The 19,967-nt window shown below is 43.4% G+C and carries 18 protein-coding genes; 6 read left to right on the top strand and 12 right to left on the bottom strand.

Features of this window, described 5'->3' with window-relative positions; genetic code table 11:
• Positions 1 to 18 precede the first annotated feature (18 nt).
• A complete protein-coding gene (locus HGO23_RS07555) occupies positions 19 to 933 on the top strand; it encodes a TIGR01777 family oxidoreductase (protein WP_209028457.1) in 915 nt (304 codons plus the stop codon).
• Here HGO23_RS07555 and HGO23_RS07550 read toward each other — a convergent pair.
• The 10 genes from HGO23_RS07550 to pdxB all read right to left on the bottom strand — a co-directional run bounded on the left by HGO23_RS07550 (position 930) and on the right by pdxB (position 10,679).
• Positions 930 to 1,514, bottom strand: coding sequence for a UbiX family flavin prenyltransferase (locus HGO23_RS07550; RefSeq protein WP_209028456.1), 585 nt, complete (start codon positions 1,512 to 1,514; stop codon positions 930 to 932). The genes HGO23_RS07555 and HGO23_RS07550 overlap by 4 nt on opposite strands.
• A 47-nt stretch (positions 1,515 to 1,561) precedes the next feature.
• The gene (gene purF / locus HGO23_RS07545) at positions 1,562 to 3,079 is read right to left on the bottom strand and encodes an amidophosphoribosyltransferase (protein WP_099136444.1); all 1,518 of its coding nucleotides are present in this window, start codon (positions 3,077 to 3,079) and stop codon (positions 1,562 to 1,564) included.
• A 32-nt stretch (positions 3,080 to 3,111) separates the two neighbouring features.
• Positions 3,112 to 3,600: a colicin V production protein gene (cvpA, locus tag HGO23_RS07540; protein ID WP_038264857.1), complete on the bottom strand. Its 489-nt coding sequence runs from the start codon at positions 3,598 to 3,600 to the stop codon at positions 3,112 to 3,114.
• A 193-nt stretch (positions 3,601 to 3,793) separates the two neighbouring features.
• Positions 3,794 to 4,501: a cell division protein DedD gene (gene dedD / locus HGO23_RS07535; RefSeq protein ID WP_099136443.1), complete on the bottom strand. Its 708-nt coding sequence runs from the start codon at positions 4,499 to 4,501 to the stop codon at positions 3,794 to 3,796.
• A 6-nt stretch (positions 4,502 to 4,507) separates the two neighbouring features.
• On the bottom strand, positions 4,508 to 5,788 hold the full coding sequence (gene folC / locus HGO23_RS07530; protein ID WP_099136442.1) for a bifunctional tetrahydrofolate synthase/dihydrofolate synthase: 1,281 nt from the start codon (positions 5,786 to 5,788) through the stop codon (positions 4,508 to 4,510).
• Positions 5,781 to 6,725, bottom strand: a complete 945-nt coding sequence (gene accD, locus HGO23_RS07525) for an acetyl-CoA carboxylase, carboxyltransferase subunit beta (RefSeq protein WP_209028455.1) — start codon at positions 6,723 to 6,725, stop codon at positions 5,781 to 5,783. Before accD ends, folC begins: the two co-directional genes overlap by 8 nt.
• Positions 6,726 to 6,877: 152 nt before the next feature.
• Positions 6,878 to 7,567, bottom strand: a complete 690-nt coding sequence (locus HGO23_RS07520) for a DedA family protein (protein ID WP_416778045.1) — start codon at positions 7,565 to 7,567, stop codon at positions 6,878 to 6,880.
• Between the two features lie 46 nt (positions 7,568 to 7,613).
• On the bottom strand, positions 7,614 to 8,453 hold the full coding sequence (gene truA / locus HGO23_RS07515) for a tRNA pseudouridine(38-40) synthase TruA (RefSeq protein ID WP_209028454.1): 840 nt from the start codon (positions 8,451 to 8,453) through the stop codon (positions 7,614 to 7,616).
• On the bottom strand, positions 8,453 to 9,463 hold the full coding sequence (locus HGO23_RS07510) for an aspartate-semialdehyde dehydrogenase (protein WP_209028453.1): 1,011 nt from the start codon (positions 9,461 to 9,463) through the stop codon (positions 8,453 to 8,455). The genes truA and HGO23_RS07510 overlap by 1 nt, the downstream gene beginning before the upstream one ends.
• A gap of 88 nt (positions 9,464 to 9,551) precedes the next feature.
• Positions 9,552 to 10,679, bottom strand: a complete 1,128-nt coding sequence (pdxB, locus tag HGO23_RS07505; RefSeq protein WP_209028452.1) for a 4-phosphoerythronate dehydrogenase PdxB — start codon at positions 10,677 to 10,679, stop codon at positions 9,552 to 9,554.
• 262 nt (positions 10,680 to 10,941) lie between these two features.
• On the opposite strand from pdxB, the gene HGO23_RS07500 reads away from it, so the two are divergent.
• Positions 10,942 to 11,826 carry a DMT family transporter gene (locus HGO23_RS07500; protein WP_209028451.1) on the top strand — a complete coding sequence of 295 codons (885 nt, stop codon included), beginning with the start codon at positions 10,942 to 10,944 and terminating at the stop codon, positions 11,824 to 11,826.
• A 225-nt stretch (positions 11,827 to 12,051) separates the two neighbouring features.
• Here the strand turns inward: HGO23_RS07500 and HGO23_RS07495 are convergent, their stop codons facing one another.
• Positions 12,052 to 13,020 carry a hypothetical protein gene (locus HGO23_RS07495; RefSeq protein ID WP_099136437.1) on the bottom strand — a complete coding sequence of 323 codons (969 nt, stop codon included), beginning with the start codon at positions 13,018 to 13,020 and terminating at the stop codon, positions 12,052 to 12,054.
• 389 nt (positions 13,021 to 13,409) lie between these two features.
• On the opposite strand from HGO23_RS07495, the gene HGO23_RS07490 reads away from it, so the two are divergent.
• The 3 genes from HGO23_RS07490 to HGO23_RS07480 are packed head-to-tail and all read left to right on the top strand — an operon-like array spanning position 13,410 to position 16,363.
• Positions 13,410 to 14,384, top strand: a complete 975-nt coding sequence (locus HGO23_RS07490) for a Bug family tripartite tricarboxylate transporter substrate binding protein (protein WP_209028450.1) — start codon at positions 13,410 to 13,412, stop codon at positions 14,382 to 14,384.
• Between the two features lie 13 nt (positions 14,385 to 14,397).
• Positions 14,398 to 14,829 (top strand): tripartite tricarboxylate transporter TctB family protein, encoded by a 432-nt coding sequence (locus HGO23_RS07485; RefSeq protein WP_099136435.1) that lies wholly within the window; start codon positions 14,398 to 14,400, stop codon positions 14,827 to 14,829.
• 10 nt (positions 14,830 to 14,839) lie between these two features.
• Positions 14,840 to 16,363 carry a tripartite tricarboxylate transporter permease gene (locus HGO23_RS07480; RefSeq protein WP_099136434.1) on the top strand — a complete coding sequence of 508 codons (1,524 nt, stop codon included), beginning with the start codon at positions 14,840 to 14,842 and terminating at the stop codon, positions 16,361 to 16,363.
• Positions 16,364 to 16,414: 51 nt separating this feature from the next.
• On the opposite strand, the gene fabB is transcribed toward HGO23_RS07480, so the two are convergent.
• A complete protein-coding gene (gene fabB / locus HGO23_RS07475; protein WP_099136433.1) occupies positions 16,415 to 17,629 on the bottom strand; it encodes a beta-ketoacyl-ACP synthase I in 1,215 nt (404 codons plus the stop codon).
• Positions 17,630 to 17,841: 212 nt separating this feature from the next.
• On the opposite strand from fabB, the gene mnmC reads away from it, so the two are divergent.
• A complete protein-coding gene (gene mnmC, locus HGO23_RS07470; RefSeq protein WP_209028733.1) occupies positions 17,842 to 19,887 on the top strand; it encodes a bifunctional tRNA (5-methylaminomethyl-2-thiouridine)(34)-methyltransferase MnmC2/FAD-dependent 5-carboxymethylaminomethyl-2-thiouridine(34) oxidoreductase MnmC1 in 2,046 nt (681 codons plus the stop codon).
• The last annotated feature ends 80 nt before the right edge of the window (positions 19,888 to 19,967 follow it).

Genomic DNA, 19,967 nt, shown 5'->3' with positions numbered 1-19,967 from the left:
TGGTTACAGGGGGTGGTTATGCATATTTTAGTTACGGGAGGAACCGGGCTGATAGGTCGCAAGCTAATCTATCAATTGCTTTCACTCTCCCACTCCATTACCATTTTGAGCCGTTCTCCACAAAAGGTTTACTCTTTATTCAGCGATAAGGTGGAATGCTGGACGACATTGAATGAACAGAGCAATCTGGACGATTTTGATGCAGTTATCAACCTTGCTGGTGAACCTATCGCTGATAAGCGCTGGACACCAGAACAAAAAAATAAACTTTGCCAAAGCCGTTGGCAATTAACTGAAAAACTAAGCGCTTTAATTAAGGCTGGTGAGTCCCCTCCTGCTGTTTTTATTTCCGGTTCAGCCGTTGGGTATTATGGTGATCAGGGGCAAGCCGTTATCTCAGAAAATGATCCTCCCCATGATGAATTCTCTCACCAGCTCTGTGAACGCTGGGAAAAGCTGGCATTACAAGCTAAAAGTGAAAAGACCCGTATATGCCTGTTACGGACAGGTATCGTTTTAGCCAGTAATGGGGGAGCACTGAAAAAAATGCTGCCTCTATTCCGTTTGGGACTTGGAGGAGCAATAGGAAGTGGCAAACAATATATACCGTGGATCCATATTGATGATATGGTCAACGGCATCTATTACTTGCTGGTTTCTCCAGAACTGGATGGCCCTTTCAATATAACTGCGCCCTATCCTGTTCATAATGATCAGTTCAGTGCGATATTGGCAAGAATCCTGCATCGCCCCGCTTTTATCCGTATACCTGCTTTTGTATTAAGAATCGCAATGGGAGAAGCAGCAGCACTGATTTTAGGGGGGCAACAAGCTGTACCCAAACGGTTAGAAGAAGCTGGATTCAGCTTCCGCTATTTTGAATTAGAAGAAGCCTTAAAGAGTTTATTAAAGGAAAATGCTAACCAGCATTAAATATCAGTGAGTTTCGTCCCCTGCCAACGATTGAATAAATCCTCTGGCAGTTCAATATCAAACTGATCAAGTACCCGGTTAACTGTCTGGTCAATGATATCCTGAATACACTCAGGGCGGTGATAAAACGCAGGAACTGGCGGCATTATCACTGCCCCTATTTCAGCAGCCTGAGTCATTAACCTTAAGTGCCCCAAATGCAATGGTGTTTCTCTGACTCCCAACACTAATTTGCGCCCTTCTTTCAAGACAACATCTGCGGCACGGGTGATTAGGCCATCCGTGTAACTATGCACAATACCCGACAATGTTTTAATAGAACAAGGTAAGATCACCATTCCTGCTGTCTTAAATGATCCTGAAGAGATAGAGGCAGCGATATCACGGTTATCGTGCACAACATCGGCAAGAGCCTGAACTTCCCGCAAGGTATAGTCAGTCTCCAATGCCAATGTCTGTCGGGCTGATTGGCTGATCACTAAATGTGTTTCAATATCTTCTACAGGCTGTAAGACTTGCAGTAATCGGATACCATAAATCGCACCACTTGCTCCTGTCAGCCCGACGATCAGTTTTTTCATGTGTCCTCTGAGATACTAGAAATAACTCAATGATAATAGGAATATAATTATCCTTCATTATATATTTCTAAACTCTCAATTTCGCTCTGCCCGCGTAATTTCATGGCATCATCCTTACGCAGATTTTCCAGATAATCGAGATAAATCTGGTCAATATCTTTTGTGACATAGATACCATCAAAAACTGAACCTTCAAATCTTTCAATATCCGGATTTTCTTCACGCACCGCAGCGATCAGATCAGTGAGATCTTGGTATATCAACGCATCAGCACCAATGAGCTGGCGAATTTCTTTGATTTCCCTGCCGTGAGCAATTAATTCATTAGCATTTGGCATGTCGATCCCATACACATTCGGGAAACGAACTTCAGGCGCTGCCGAAGCAAAATAGACTTTCTTAGCGCCAGCTTCACGCGCCAATTCCACAATTTGTTCTGAAGTCGTGCCACGTACAATGGAATCATCCACCAGCAGTACATTTTTACCCCGGAATTCCGCACGATTGGCATTCAGTTTACGCCGAACTGATTTCCGACGCTCCTGCTGACCGGGCATAATAAAAGTGCGTCCGACATAACGGTTTTTAACAAATCCCTGACGGTAAGGTTTATCCAGAATATGGGCAATCTCCAGTGCCACGTCACAAGACGTTTCAGGAACAGGGATCACAACATCTATCTGTAAGTCTTCCCATTCACGGGCAATTTTTTCACCCAGTTTCCTACCCATGCGCAACCGTGCATTATAGACAGAAATTTTGTCAATAAAGGAGTCAGGACGGGCAAGATAAACAAATTCGAACAGGCAAGGTGTTAATGAAGGATGATCTGCACACTGGCGAGTAAATAATTGCCCCTGCTCAGTGATATAAATTGCTTCGCCAGAAGCGACATCCCGCAGGAACTCAAACCCTAAGGTATCGAGTGCCACACTTTCTGATGCCACCATATATTCACTGCGCCCATCTGCCAGTGTACGTTTCCCCAATACCAAAGGCCGGATACCGTTCGGATCGCGGAAAGCCACCAGACCATGCCCAATAATCATAGCAACACAGGCATAAGCACCACGAATTTTTCGGTGCATTGCCGCTACTGCTGCGAAAATATTATCTGGCTCTAATGGGAAATGCGGGAATTTGGTTAATTCATTAGCAAAAACATTCAACAGGATTTCAGAATCAGAAGTGGTATTAACATGGCGGCGGGCATTTTCAAACAGGATTTTTTTCAATTCATGGGAGTTTGTCAGATTGCCATTGTGTGCCAATGTGATACCAAAAGGAGAATTCACATAGAAGGGCTGTGCTTCTGAAGCACTGGAACTACCCGCTGTTGGGTAACGGACATGCCCTATTCCGATTGTCCCCTGTAAACGTAACATGTGTCGTGTTTCAAACACATCTTTAACCAAACCATTGGCCTTACGTAAACGGAACTGATTGTTACCATCAATAGTCGCAATACCTGCTGCATCTTGTCCACGGTGCTGAAGCACCGTTAATGCATCATAAATCGACTGGTTAACCGATGTAAAACCAACGATACCAACAATACCGCACATGTAGTCTTTCCTCATCAGTCAGGCGGAGAGGATTATTTCTCCGGTAGGAAACTCGACGCATTTTGCAGGTAGTCAAAAAACCACCTGATAATTTGACTGAACTGCGGGATCAGTTGTGACTGTTGCCAGTCTGCACTTTTGGGAAGTGGTGTAAAAGAATCCGCAATAAATAGAATGGCAGAAACAATTAACACGCCACGCAATGCCCCAAAACAGATCCCCAGAACCCGATCTGTACCTGATAAGCCTGTTCGCTGAACAAGTGAACCAATGACATAGTTTACTACTGCGCCAACGATCAGTGTTGCAATGAATAAGATAGCAATCGCTACTCCATTACGCACCAACTCATCTTCAAGGCGAGTAAAATAAACCGCCAGATAAGTATAAAAGTGGCTTGCAACAAAGAAAGCACATCCCCAAGTAATCAGAGAAAGCGCTTCACGAACAAAACCGCGAATCAAGCTAACCAGTGCAGAGAAACCAATAATGGCAATAATTGTATAATCAATCCAGACCATATTTTAATCCAAAATAGGCTCCCGACACTCAGGTCGGGCGCATTCTAACAGAAAACGAAAACGTTTGCGTAGCAGATTTATCACTGTACCAAAAATAATTAAAGAACCTATCAACCTAACCTTTATCGACTCTATAATAAGGCTTTTGATCTTTCACGGGAGATTCCAGCTCCGCATGAAAGATCAATTTTTGTTATGGCTTGTAATTTTTGATTTGCCCCTGCAAACCCGTTGACTCTTTCAATTCAGGCAAAACAAATGCCAAAGCCTGCCTTGAGGCATTAGGCCCGACATAAATCCGGGTCAATTGCCCCTGTACCGGAGAAGAAGGGATAGTATAAACCTGATGTCCCGATAGACGCAGCCTGGTCACTATCTCATTTACCTTATCTGCATTTTTTAACGCACCAAGCTGGACAACATATGCTACTGCTTGTGGCGCCTGCTCTACAGGTTGAGGTTTCGCTTCTGGCCGACTTGCTGGACGGCTTTCAGACTTAATCTGTGGCCTGGCTTCTGGTTTAGTTTCCACTTTCTGCATAGAGGAAGATTCAGGTCTTGCCTGCTTGGGATCTTTAGTGATTGTAACAGGAGGAGGAACCCGCGGCGCAGATTCAGACGATGACGAATCAGACAGCATGTCTGTTCCTGACTGTTGTTCCTGAGTTTGTGTCTGCATCGCCTCAGCCGCGCCTTCTGGTGGTGTAGATGGCATACTTTGAGTCAGTGGCGGAATAGAATCAATATTCTCTTCATCACCAGGCTTAGGCACTAATGGAATAGAAGCGAATTTTTCTTCATTGTATTTCTTATCGCCGTCAAACAGCATCGGCAACACGATGACACTCAGTGCCACAAGAACGATGGTTCCGACTAAACGATTTTGAAACTTACTTGCCACGTCCCTTCACTCCTCCAATGATTCCATAACATGGGCGACAGTATGGAAAGAGCCACAAACCACAATGATATCTTGTTCTGATGTGTCTTCCATGGCCTGATGCCATGCCTGTTCCACTTCCGTGAATGTCCGGGATTCAGGGAGATGTTCAGCCAGCACCTCTGCTTCTGCACCTCGGAGTTCATGTAATGATGCACAATACCATTCGTCAATTTGCCGGGAAAGACAGGCAAGCGTCCCCGCAATGTCTTTGTCTTGCAGCATACCGACAACACCCCGTATTTTGCTGTCTGGTGAACGGGGCAATTCAGCCAGTTTTTGTACCAGATAACCAGCCGCATGAGGATTGTGTGCCACATCCAGAATAACCAGTGGGTTTTCTCTGATGATTTGGAAACGTCCCGCCAACTGAGCACATTTTAAACCTTCATGCAGTGCGCGTTCATCAATAGCCTGACTGATTTTATCATTCTGCTGCAACAAGCAGTGGATCACTCCCATTGCCGTTGCTGCATTAGCCAATGGCAGATTAGGAATAGGCAACGAGTTAAACTGCCGGGTCGCTGTTCGCCAGTGCCAGCCGCCTTCGTCTTGTAAAAAATCCCAATCGGCACCACGACAGAACAAATTCGCGCCCAGTTCATTGGCCACTTCCGCAATGGAGTGAGGCATATCAGGTTCACCGACGACAGCAAAGTGATCACGGCGGAAAATACCAGCTTTCTCTCGCCCGATATGTTCGCGATCTGCTCCGAGCCAGTCCGTATGATCCAGCGCAATACTGGTGATTGCCGCAACATCAGCATCCACAATATTAGTCGCATCCAAACGGCCGCCTAAGCCTACTTCGAGGATCACAACATCCAGATCAGCTTCTTTGAAAAGCTGCAATGCTGCTAATGTACCGTATTCAAAATAGGTTAAGGAAATATCACCACGCTGAGATTCAATATCCGCAAAGACACGGCAAAAATCCTGCTCTGTCGGTTCATTACCCTGAATACGTACCCGTTCGGTATAGCGCACCAAATGCGGTGAGCTATACACCCCCACTTTCAGACCAGCAGCCAGAAAAATGGATTCAAGAGTATGACAGGTTGTGCCTTTACCATTAGTGCCGGATACCGTAATGACTTTAGGGGCCGGATGTAATAGATCTAGCTGCCTGGCGAGTGTACCCACACGTTCAAGCCCCATATCGATAGCTTTCGAGTGCAGATTTTCAAGATAGGAAAGCCACGTCATCAGCGACGACATGGCTTGAGGAGTTTGTAAGGTATCAGACATCTTCTTTATTAGGATTGATGTTTGTGTCAACTTCAACGTCAGCAGGTTCGGCAACAATTTCTGTCACCTCTGTCTTCGTACCGGGTTGTGGCTGATGCGTTAGCATGGCAAGCAGGCTGGCGATTTTTTCCCTTATTTCCGGGCGACGCACAATCATATCAATTGTTCCTTTTTCCAGCAGGAATTCACTACGCTGGAAACCTGCCGGCAATTTTTCACGGACAGTTTGTTCAATAACCCGTGGGCCTGCAAAACCAATCAGTGCTTTAGGCTCTGCAATATTGATATCACCCAGCATCCCCATACTGGCGGTCACACCACCCATTGTTGGGTTAGTCAGAACACAGATATAAGGCAAACCCCGATCCTGCATTTTCGCCAACGCAGCACTGGTTTTTGCCATCTGCATCAGCGACATCAGCGCTTCCTGCATACGTGCCCCACCACTGGAAGCAAAGCAGACGAATGGGCAGTTATCTTCCAGAGCCTGTTCAACAGCGCGAACAAAACGTGCTCCTACAACCGAGCCCATTGAGCCACCCATGAAGTTAAACTCAAATGCACCAGCCACTACTGGCATATCGTGTAATGTACCTTTCATCACGATCAGGGCATCTTTTTCCTGGGTTTGCTTCTGAGCCGCAGCCAAACGATCTTTATATTTTTTAATGTCGCGGAATTTCAGGATATCTTTAGGCTCCAGTTCACTGCCTAACTCTGTCGTGCTTTCTTCATCCAGAAATGCCTGCAAACGCTGACGGGCAGAAATTCGCATATGATGGTCACATTTCGGACACACTTCGAGATTACGCTCTAACTCAGCGCGGTAAAGTACCTGACTGCAACTGTCGCATTTTGTCCAAACTCCTTCAGGAATACTTGCCTTGCGAGTTTGCATTATTTTGCTTTTATTTAGAATCTTTTCAATCCAGCTCATTAATGAACCTTTCCGTCTGATTCTGGCACATACTTTTAACAATGTATGCTTGGTATACTTGGGTATGTGCCAGCTTTATGTTTTACGTGCCATTAAACCACAATGCTATAACAGTGTGGACAAAAAACTACTCAAACCTGTTTGATGATTATCTAATTATTATCTACCGCTTTTTTAGATGCGGCACGGCGATGACGCCAAATTTCAATAACCCCAGGCAAAATAGAAATAAAGATAATTGCAACAATCAATAGTTTCAGATTATTCTGAACAATCGGCATATCACCGAATAAATAACCAGCATAAGTGAACAATAATACCCATACAAACGCGCCAATGACATTATAAGCAGCAAAATGGCGATAAGACATTTTTCCCATCCCGGCAACAAATGGCGCAAATGTTCGGATTATTGGCACAAATCGCGCCAGAATTATCGCTTTTCCACCATGTTTTTCATAAAACTGATGAGTTTTATCCAGATAGCTACGGCGAAAAATCTTAGAATCCGGGTTATTAAACAATTTCTCACCGAAAATACGTCCAATGGTATAGTTTATGGCATCACCAATAATGGCCGCAATGATGATCAACGCCACCATAATATTCACGTTAAGATTGTTAGAATCTAATGCCGATAGTGCTCCCGCTACAAATAGCAGAGAATCTCCCGGCAAGAATGGTGTCACCACCAGCCCCGTCTCGCAAAATACGATTAAAAATAAGATGCCGTATACCCAATAACCATAATCAGCAACCAATTCGGCCAAGTGAGCATCAATATGTAAAATAAAATCGACAATGAACTTCGCGAAATCAATAAAATGAGTAAACAACTCCATAATATTCCTCGTTATGCCTAAACATCCCTGTCATCATTCGAAAGTATCAGATTAATTTATCGGCCAAAAATAAGGGCCCCATAACAGGCTCAGGCAAGCCAAAATGGACAGGATAATCCACTGCGACTAAATATAACCCTTCAGCTTTAGCTGTTGCGGCTGCTTTTGTCCGATCTTTCAGTGCCAGTAATTCAGCCATCCATTGGATGCCCTGATTACCACAACCAATTTCCAACAAACTACCAACAATATTGCGCACCATATGATGAACAAAAGCATTGGCCTGGATATCCACAACAACATAATACCCATAACGACTGACATTAATATGCATCAGATTACGCCACGGCGAATTAGACTGACACTGTACTGCCCTGAAAGAAGTGAAGTCATTCTCTCCCAGCAGACATTGTGCCGCTTCATGCATTCTTTTCTCATCCAGCGGGTAGTGAAAATGCGTGACACCTTTCGCCAGTACCGCAGGGCGGTAACGATGGTTGAAAATAACATACCGATACCGACGCGCTGTTGCACTGAAACGAGCATGAAATTCATCATCTACCGTTTTTACCCAACGTACTGCAATATCCGGCGGTAAATGAGTATTAACGCCCATTGTCCATGCTGCATCTTTACGTTGTGCTGACGTTTCAAAATGCACTACCTGCCCGGTTGCGTGAACACCTGCATCCGTTCTGCCCGCACAGAAAACAGAAATAGGCTCATCTGCCACTTTTGACAGTGCTTTTTCCAAATATTCCTGTACACTTCTGACTTCTTGCTGGCGCTGCCAACCATAATAGCGGCTGCCGTCGTATTCAATCCCCAGTGCAATTTTCACTTTTTTTGCTTCTGGCACAGACTGATTCAGTTCTGTATCAGACATCAGTAAAATTGCTCCTGTATCAGTTTTTCTGCGATTTCAACCGCCATCAGAGCGCCGCCAAAGCGGATATTATCGGCAACAGACCAAAACTGTAACATCTCCGGCATTCCGTAATCATTACGCAAACAACCGATACTCAACCCATCAGCACCTGATGCATCTGTAACCTGAGTCGGATAATCGCCCTCTTCCGAGAGCTGAATTTCTTCAAGACGTTCAAATTCTCCACGCGCTTCTTCTACACCAACCGGACGCAATGTTTCCAGACTAACCATCTGGGCAATACCGTAAAACACGGAAGATTGAACACAACTCACTGAAATAGGCAAACCTTCATCCTGCAATATCCTACGCACTTGATCGACGATACGATGCTCTTCGCGTACCGTACCTTCAGCATCAGGCAATAGCGGTAGCAAGTTAAACGCCAGTTGTTTACTAAAACGTCCTTCATCGGGCAGAATACCATTCAATAAACGGGCACTTTGCCCTGCCAACTCTTCAATAGCAGCTTTACCATGTACGGAAACAGGCAATATATTGGTCAGCTGTAAACGTGCAATGCCCGCAGCATCAATTAACGGTTTGATAGCTGTTAGCACCTGACTTGTAGCACTATCAGCAACCGCAATAATGTTACGGTTACGATATTCAGCTAAAGCATACGGGTTCACTGTCGGAACAACCAATGGGATATCCGGCTCTGTTGCAAACAACCCACTGCTGTCAATAACCAGACAACCCGCTTCTGTTGCTTTTGTAATATATTGTGCTGTCACTTCCATAGCCACAGCAAAAAATGCGAGCTGTACCTGTGACCAGTCAAATTCTGCGGCATTGTGAACAGTGATATTTTTGCCGCTAACACGCTGGATTTTCCCGACACTTTGCTCACTGGCTAGAAGATGCAGTTCACCAACCGGAAACTGGCGTTCCTGCAATAACGCCAATATCGCTTCACCCACTGCGCCCGTTGCACCCAAGAGCGCAATACTCCAACCTTCTGACATGTTGGTTTTCTCCACTTCTTTTTTATTCCACTGCTTTTTTATTTTGGTAACAGGCAAAAACCTCTGCCTGCGTTAAATCTCTTTTGCATTAAATCAATTTAGCGTTAAACCCAATTACGGATAGTAATTGAGCACTGCTTTCTGAATCACAATGCACTGTCAGGGAAGACCACTCCCGACGTTCCGGATAATTTTTCCGCAACTGGTCAAAAGCACCATCCTGTCCGGCTACCTGACGTAATGGTGTATCATCACGGCGCACATCATACACTAAATGCATCAAGCGCTTCAGGATGCTTTGTGTCACTTCGCCATGAACTGTGATATGGCTGAAATCAGACTCAGGCAACAGCTCAGACAATTCTGTCTTCTGGAATTTCCCCAGGAATTCACAATACGCCTCAAAAACCTGAGTTGTGCCACGAGCCTTACCTTCCAGAGTATATCCCGCAATATGCGGTGTACCGATATCAACCAAGTTAAGCAAAGGTAATGAAAGGTTAGGCTCTGGCTCCCAGACATCAAGTACGACACGTAATTTTTTTCCGTTTTGCAGTGCTGATAACAGTGCTTGGTTATCAACCACTTCGCCACGGCTGGCATTAATTAAGATTCGGTTATCCGGCAGAGCAGAAAACAATTCTGCATCTGCTAAATGGTAAGTTTGATAAGGGCCTGATGTGTTAAGCGGCGTATGGAACGTCAGAATATCTGCTTCCCTGACCAGCTTTTCCAAAGGCCAGAATTTGCCTTCATCTCCCCGATCGGCACGAGGTGGATCACACAGCAAGGTTTTCACGCCCAAAGCAGCCAGTCGGTCAGCCAGACGTCCTCCGACATTACCAACACCAACAATGCCGACAATCTTATCTTTCAGTTGAAACTGATCCTGCTCAGCCAATACCATCAGTGCAGAAAAGACATATTCAACCACAGCAATTGCATTACATCCGGGAGCAGCGGAGAAACCAATACCTGCCTGCTTTAACCATTGCTGATCAACATGATCCATTCCGGCAGTAGCAGTACCGATAAATTTCACCGGACTACCTTTTAGCAAGGATTCATTAACTTTAGTGACAGAGCGAACCATAAAGGCATCTGCACGTTCCAGAATCCCCTTAGGCACAGGGCGGCCCGGAATTGCCTGAACTTCCCCTAATTGCTTAAAGAGCTGTTCAGCGTAAGGCATATTTTCATCGACCAAAATTTTCACTTTTCTCATCCAACGGCTTAAATGGGCGTGATCCGCTATTCTGCCATTTAATCGGCATAATACCTAATCCCCCTTTATCTTTCGAGTTGCCTCTTTGCCAGAAGTCACTCGAAATCTATTGGTACAAGATCTATTTCAAATAACAGAGGGGATTTGTAACTTGTCTTGATGGCTACATCAATTGGCAGATTATAAATATATACAATAAATCGGTCATTGTTACACTAAGTGCACGATATTCTGATATACGCGATTTAACTCAATGAAGAATTTATTGTTTCCCCTTATTGCTGTACTAATTTGGTCAATTAACGCTGTGGTCAGTAAAGCCGCCGCCACTTCAATTGAACCTGCTGCTATCGCTTTCTATCGCTGGTTCATCGCTTTTTTGGCTTTAACTCCTTTTATCTTATTACCCGCACTGAAACAGTGGAAAATGCTTACCCGATATTGGTGGAAGTTATTGATCCTCGGCTCCCTCGGTATGGTTCTTAATCAAAGTCTGGTTTACTACGCTGCCCATACTGTCAGTGCAACACTGATAGGGATCTTTACTTCGTTGATCCCATTGCTGACTGTCATACTCAGTATTTTTGTCCTGCTAGTTGCCCCGACAGTTGGAATTATGCTCGGCACAGTTTTTTCTCTGTTTGGCCTTATATGGTTAGTTGGCAAAGGAGAACCTGCTTCCCTGTTACAACACGGATTAGGGTCAGGATACATGATGATGTTTATTGCATCAGCAGCCTACGCTCTGTACGGCGTTCTGACCAAACGCTGGGCAATTCCATTACCCAACTGGCAATCACTCTATGTACAGATCGGCTTCGGGGTATTATTACTTTTGCCTAACTTCATGATGACAGAAGATATCCGGTTAACCAGCAATAATATTTCTCTTGTGCTATTTGCAGGTATTCCGGCTTCAATTATTGCTCCTTATCTGTGGATACAAGGGGTTATTCGCCTTGGCGCTAATATGACCTCAATCTTTATGAACCTGGCTCCGGTTTTCACCGCAATTATTGCCATCGCGGTACTCCATGAGAAAATGTATAGCTATCATCTGATTGGTGGGGGTATTGTGCTGGCTGGCGTAATTCTTGCTCAACAATTACGTATCCCAATCACTCGTCAGAAAACTTAAGTAACACTTTATCAACAATACTTTTACCAATTATCGCCCAATGCTTCACTGGGCGATAATTGTAAATAGTTATCATGATAAAATAGCTTATGACTTTATCATTTATATAATAGGGTCATAAAAGTTAATCGGAAAACAATACCAAAGAAAACAAAGCTAAAGAAAAAAATCAACCAGATATTGAATATCCAAATTAATTTTATACAAGAATCACTTGTTAACTGACTATTTTATTTTTACTTGATTATTTACTCTAAAATATCCTCCGAATTGGGTATATTTTCCGCGTTCTGCATTACGGGGATCTTTTATAATTTCATTCTTATTATCCGTTTTTCTGACTGACATTCTCCCTGGTTTATGAGCCCACATATGGGAACGTTCGTGCTTATTATTTAAAACCAATCTATACCAATGGTAGTCCCAGTCATCCGCATAATCGTCAGTAGTAAAAAGTGCTACAACATGGTTCGGGTAGTCTCTTTCATTTCGATAATCATCCAACATAACTAATCCATCTGAAATTGCGCCATCTATAACAACTTTCATAGTACGTTCTTGTCGGAGTTTCTCGGTATTCCCTCCCGGTTGAGAATAGCTCCCACCTGCATAATTACAGGCGTAAGAATAACAGTTATGTAACTTCTGCTTTTCAGGTGTAGTCCAGAAATTTGTATTGAACAAGCCCGCTTGTACAGCAATCAACTTACCCGTTTTCGGACTCACAATATTTACTGTATAGAGTTCATCACTATTTGCATCGTGTAAAGTATATCTTTTTTCATTATGCAGATCTTCATCTGGATCGCCTCCCTCAGAACAATCGGAAGTATCTTGCTGAAGGTTAATTATATCCTGAAATATTGCGGCTTTAAGGTTACTGTTTTGCTTAGAGGACTCCATTAAAGCGAAGCCAAGATATCTACTTTGATAAAGATCAAAGGCTCTTCCATCACATACATAAAAAGAATTAGTCAACCCATAACTATGTGCTATTGTCTGTTCAGTGCCATCAATTTCGACTAAAAAACCAGAGAATCCAAGTTTTCCACAAGTTTCTCCAAAGTTAATTCCCTTAATATTATCCCTGAATAGCCCTAGTAACCATCTTGAGTTCATTTCATAATCAAGATCATAGTAATACCAGTAATAATCTTCCAGTCCAGAAAAAGTCAGTAATGTTACTTTAATCATTCTAGGCCCCATATATAATTTTAGTATGAATGTTATTACCCTCAATGAATACAACGAATTACAAAAACATTTATAATCCATAAATTTATTTTTATTAATATCAAAATTATTTAGATAAATATCTAAAACAAACATATTCCTATTAATTTTTTAAAAATTATTTTATATTCTGAAAATACTACAAGTATGCAAAGTCACTTTCAGTAATCATATTACATAACTTCAAAAAACCTTGAGGCATTTAAAAAATCAACATCTTTCAAATTAAGTGATTAATGTCACATCCAGACACTTTTTTCTGTTAATAGAATATTTCGGTTCTATAAATAATAATGTACCGGGAATTTATAAAATTGTTTCCATCACTGGTGCTATGTAAGGAATAAAAAATGAAGATACTCAAAACATTATTAACTACTATCGGCTTATTTTTCTGTACCAATACCTTTGCTATTGATGCCCCTGACAGAACTGAATGTATTGCCCCTGCTAAACCCGGTGGTGGCTTCGATTTAACCTGCAAGTTAGTGCAAGTCTCATTGCTGGATACCAAAGCTATTGATTCGCCTATGCGGGTAACATTTATGCCCGGAGGTGTTGGAGCCGTTGCCTATAATGCTATTGTTGCCCAACGGCCTGCCGAACCCGGCACTATTGTCGCCTTTTCTGGTGGCTCTCTGTTAAATCTTGCTCAAGGAAAATTCGGACGCTATAACGTGAATGATGTGCGCTGGCTGGCCAGTGTTGGTACTGATTATGGTATAATTGCTGTTCACAAAGACTCTCATTACAAGACTTTAAAAGATCTCATTGATACATTCCAGGAAGATCCTGCCAGCATCGTATTTGGTGCCGGAGCTTCCATTGGTGGTCAGGATTGGATGAAAACGGCCTTACTGGCGAAACAAGTTGATGTTGATCCGCGCAAAATGCGCTACGTCGCCTTTGAAGGTGGTGGTGAAGCAATCACAGCGCTGCTGGGTAAGCATATTCAGGTTTTCTCTGGGGATATCAGTGAAACCTTACCTTATCTGACGAGTGATAAGCTGCGTGTTCTTGCTGTCTATGCCGATAAAAGGCTTGATGGTGCTTTGGCAAATATCCCAACAGCCAAAGAGCAAGGCTACAACATCGTATGGCCAGTTATTCGTGGTTTTTACATGGGTCCCAAAGTTTCTGATGAACAATATCAATGGTGGGTAGACACATTCAACAAACTACAACAAACAGATGAATTTAAAAAACAACGCGAACTACGTGGTCTTTTCGAATTCAATATGACAGGTAAAGAGTTGGATGACTATGTGCAAAAACAGGTTACTCAATACCATGAGATGGCAAAATCCTTTGGTTTAGCAAAATAACGGGAATAGCATCATGAGCGATCGTATCTTTGCTGCTATCTGGTTAGCTCTGTGTGGAATAGGATTAGTCATTGGCTGGGGTATTCATAGTGAATACAGCTATGAGCCTCTGGGGCCGCGACCATTCCCGATTGCCATTATCTCATTAATGGCGCTATGTGCTCTGTTACTGCTATTCAAGAAAACTGAGAAGACTCATTGGCCTACACCACAAGTGCTGCGCCGTTTATTGTTGCTAATTGTTTCACTGGTCTTTTATGCAGGAACATTTGAGTGGTTAGGCTTTCCTTTGGCGACGACATTATTGACCATCAGCATCGCATTGCTGTTTAATGCCTCACTCCTCGCCGCAATGATTTCTGGTGTGAGCTTAGGTATATCACTCTTTTTTGTATTTGATCGCCTGTTAGATGTCACGCTACCCATTGGTAGTCTGTTCAGGTAAGGAGAATAAAATGGATACTTGGATATACCTGACACAAGGTTTTGAAGTTGCATTAATCCCTAAGAATCTGATTATCGCATTAATAGGCTGCTTTATTGGTACTGTTGTTGGTTTACTCCCCGGTCTAGGCCCAATAAATGGTGTTGCCATTTTATTGCCGTTAGCTTTTGCCTTGAAATTACCCGCAGAATCCGCCTTAATTTTATTGGCAACGGTTTATATTGGTTGTGAATATGGAGGTCGGATATCTTCAATTCTGCTGAATGTTCCGGGAGATGCCGCCGCGATTATGACCGCTCTTGATGGATACCCTATGGCAAAACAGGGGCAAGCTGGTGTTGCATTGTCTATCTCAGCAATCAGCTCATTTTGTGGTTCACTCTTAGCCATTGTTGGTATCATTTTGTTTGCTCCTCTTCTGGCCAAATGGTCTTTGGCGTTCGGGCCTGCTGAATATTTTGCTCTGATGGTGTTTGCGATTGCCTGTCTTGGCAGCATGATGAGCCAGAACCCTGTCAAATCTCTACTGGCTGCTTTGATTGGGTTAGGATTAGCGACAGTAGGAGTCGATGCTAATACTGGGGTTTATCGCTTCACGTTTGATAGTGTCCACCTTTCTGATGGCATTCAGTTTATTGTCGTTGTAATCGGTCTGTTCTCTGTCAGCGAAATTCTGCTGATGCTTGAGAGCACCTCCACTGGACAAAAAGTAATAAGTAAAACCGGACGATTACTATTTAACAAAAAAGAGGCCCAAACCTGTACCGGACCAATATTACGCTCCTCAGTCATTGGTTTCTTTGTTGGTATCTTACCCGGTGCCGGAGCAACAATTGCCAGCGCAATCACATACATGACAGAAAAACGGCTTAGTGGAAACAGCGATTCATTTGGTAAAGGCGATATCCGTGGTGTGGCCGCACCTGAAGCAGCCAATAATGCATCAGCATGTGGTTCATTCATTCCTATGCTTACTCTGGGTGTCCCCGGTTCAGGTACTACAGCCGTAATGATAGGTGCACTGACGCTCTACAACATCACACCGGGGCCTGCTATGTTTACAGAGCAACCGGATATAGTCTGGGGATTGATTGCTGCCCTACTTATCGCCAATATTCTTTTACTTATCATGAACATTCCGATGATTGGGCTGTTTACCCGTATGTTGAGTATCCCCCTGTGGTTCCTAGTGCCAGCCATAGCCACCATTTCAGCAGTCGGAGTTTATGCCATACACAGTACAACATTCGATCTGATGTTGATGGTCGGTCTGGGGGTGTTCGGTTATATTCTTAGGAAAATGAACTTTCCAATGTCGCCGCTCATTTTAGGGTTTGTATTAGGTGAAATGCTGGAGCAGAACTTAAGACGGGCACTTTCAATCAGTAACGGTCATTTTGAAATTTTGTGGGGCAGTACCATTGCTCAATCTTTGTTGGTTTTAGCTGCGCTGGTTATTATCGTCCCACCTATCTTGCGGGTAGTTCATAAAAAACGTAAGAAAAATGAGAAGATTTATAGCCAATCCACGTAGTTGGTAAATTGGCTTTTATGTAGGTCGGTAAAACTTTTCAGTTTTGGAAAATCAGTTCAGATACTTGCGCATTACCAGAGAGGCATTTGTACCGCCGAACCCGAAGCTATTAGACATAACCGTCTTTAGCTCGCGTTCGGTAGGTTCAGTAATAATATCCATACCAAGGGCTTTTTCATCCAGCTCTTCAATATTAATACTTGGTGCAATAATTCCATGCTCTAACATTAATAAACTGTAAATCGCTTCCTGGGCACCGGCAGCCCCCAAAGAATGCCCGGTCATCGCCTTAGTTGCTGAAATAGCTGGTGTCTTGTCACCAAATACTTCTCTAATCGCTTCCAGCTCTTTCAAATCGCCAACAGGTGTTGATGTGCCATGAGTGTTAATATAATCCACCTCACCTTCAATACCATCCAGAGCCATTTTCATACAACGCACAGCCCCTTCACCTGAAGGTGCAACCATGTCCAAACCATCTGAATTCGCTCCGTAGCCAATAACCTCAGCATATATATGTGCACCACGAGCCAATGCGTGTTCTAATTCTTCAACAACGACAATACCGCCACCGCCAGCAATAACAAAGCCGTCACGGTTTTGATCATAAGTACGGGAAGCACAGTCTGGTGTTTCATTATATTTGGTAGAGAGTGCTCCCATTGCATCAAATTCACAGGCTATTTCCCAGCTCAGTTCTTCACCACCACCGGCAAAAATAACGTCCTGTTTACCAAGCTGGATTAATTCAACGGCATGACCAATGCAGTGTGCAGAAGTCGAACAAGCAGAACTGATAGAGTAACTTACGCCTTTAATTTTGAACGGTGTTGCCAGGCAGGCGGAAACGCCGGAGGCCATTGTCCGTGTCACCATATAAGGCCCAACTCCTCGTAAACCGCGGGCACGCATACCATCCGCACAGACAACCTGATTATGTGGAGAACCACCACCAGAGCCGACAACCAGCCCTGTACGTAAATTAGAAACCTGCTCATCGGAAAGACCAGAATCTTTGATTGCCTCATCCATCGCCAGATAAGCATAAACAGAAGCATCGCTCATAAAACGCTGTGTTTTACGGTCAATCAAACCCGTTGTATCCAGTTTGACATTCCCCCATACGTGACTGCGAAGCCCCATTTCTTTGAATTCTTCGGAAAAAGTTATCCCGGAACGGCCTTCTTTCAGAGATTTCAGCACCTCTTCCTGGTTATTACCAATACTAGATACAATGCCCAAACCAGTGATTACTGCTCGTTTCATTAATTACCTCACCAATATGTTTACCTACGGGATTTCCTTCTCGCACTTTAGCGTACACTTGTACGCTGAACAAGTCCGATCAGGATAAAAATCATGAACAATTGATCATAACCCAGACTTTAAGATTGCTCATAAGTGGTGTAACAGCATCAAGACCGTTAAAATCCTCTATTATTCTCAACAATACAGGCTTTATTTTGAACAACAGTATTGTGCAAAACAGTGCTATCAGTAGCGCAACCCTAAGCTGGAATGAACAGGGCACACCTATTTCTAAGCAATTTGATGATGTTTATTTCTCAAATCAAGATGGGTTAGAAGAAACCATATATGTATTTTTAAAAGGCAATCATTTTCCCCAACGTTTTAGCACACATTGCCGTTCTGATTGCGTCATTGCCGAAACCGGATTCGGTACTGGGCTAAATTTCCTTGCACTCTGGCAGTCTTTTTCAGAGTTCAAACAGCAACACCCAGACGCTACGCTAAAAAGGCTGCACTATATTAGTTTTGAAAAATATCCATTAAAAATCGCTGACCTAAAAAGTGCACATCAACGCTGGCCAGAGCTTCAGAAGTTTTCTGAAGAATTATGTCAGCAGTGGCCTTTACCACTCGCAGGTTGTCAGCGGTTAATTCTGGATAATGGCGCTATTACTCTGGATCTCTGGTTTGGAGACGTAAATGAACTATTGCCCAAAGTAAATTCCAACCTGACAGGTAAAGTTGATGCGTGGTTTTTAGATGGTTTTGCTCCCGCCAAAAACCCACAAATGTGGAGCGAACAGCTGTTCACTGCAATGGCAAAATTTTCTCGTCCAGAAGGAACATTTGCGACATTCACATCAGCAGGTTTAGTACGCCGTGGACTACAAACAGCAGGCTTCACTGTCACAAAAGTTAAGGGATTTGGGCATAAGAGAGAGATGCTGACAGGCATTTTACCTCCCTCAGTTCACAACTCCAAAACTGATATGCCCTGGTTTGCCCGCCCTGGCACAAATCATACTGATGATATCGCAATCATTGGCGGAGGTATTGCCAGTGCATTCACTGCTCTTGCTTTACTGCGACGTGGTGCAAAAGTCACGCTATATTGTCAGGATACACAGCCAGCACAAGGTGCATCAGGTAACCAACAAGGCGCGCTTTATCCTTTACTGACTGGTCGTCATGATCCATTAGAGCGTTTCTTTACCTCTGCATTCACCTTTGCCCGTCGTCAATACGATGAACTGATTAATGAAAATGTGTTATTTGAGCATCAATGGTGTGGTGTTAGCCAATTAGCTTACGATGAAAAAAGTAGCAAGAAAATCGACAATATGCTGCACACAACATGGCCGGAAGATATTGCTACTGGGATGGATCGCCAACAGTTGAGTCAAATCAGCGGACTAGATGTCAACTATCATGGTATCCATTATCCACAGGGAGGATGGTTATACCCAGCTCAATTGACTCAAGAAGTTATCAAACTTGCACAACAGCGTGGTATGAGTACATATCTCAACCACGAAATAATACGACTGGTTCAATATGAAAATGGTTGGCAACTACACATTAAACATCAGGGACAAATACAACTTAAAAACCACAAAGTGGTTATCATTGCCAATGGGCATTGCCTGGCTCAATTTGAACAGACCGAAAAATTACCTGTTACCGCAGTCCGTGGTCAAGTCAGCCATATCCCAACAACTGACCTACTTAGCCAGCTAAAAAGTGTGCTGTGTTACGATGGTTATATGACTCCCGTTAACCCCAAAAATCAGTATCACTGTATTGGGGCGAGTTATCAGCGCGATCAATTAGATACTCAGTATTCTTCTGCCGAACAGCAGGAGAATCGTGACCGTCTCCTGAAGTGTTTCCCTGATGTTGATTGGGTAAAACAAGTTGACATTTCAGAGGATAAATCCCGTCAGGGGATACGATGTGTAATTCGGGATCATATGCCAATGGTCGGCAATGTACCTGTTCTCAGTGAAATTATGGCAAAGTATGCCGATTTACCTCAACAGATACAATCCAGGGAGAAAATAGACGAATCACCTCGTTACCCTGATTTATTTGTTATTGGTGCATTAGGTTCACGTGGTTTGTGCTCTGCTCCTTTAAGTGCTGAATTACTTGCAGGGCAAGTATTTAATGAAGCCTTACCATTTGATGATGAAACATTAGCAGCCTTGCATCCGAATCGTTTCTGGGTCAGAAAGCTGTTACGCGGTAAAAAAGTGAAAGCAGAAAAACCTTAATTTTTGACATCCTCACCGCCCTAAAGAGGATGTCGCAAAGACTGAAGTTTTACTACGCACGCATAAACCCCAATTTGCAT

It is taken from the genome of Xenorhabdus budapestensis, from assembly GCF_017743015.1.
GTDB classification, from domain to species: domain Bacteria; phylum Pseudomonadota; class Gammaproteobacteria; order Enterobacterales; family Enterobacteriaceae; genus Xenorhabdus; species Xenorhabdus budapestensis.
This window is presented reverse-complemented; position numbering and strand designations above follow the sequence as displayed.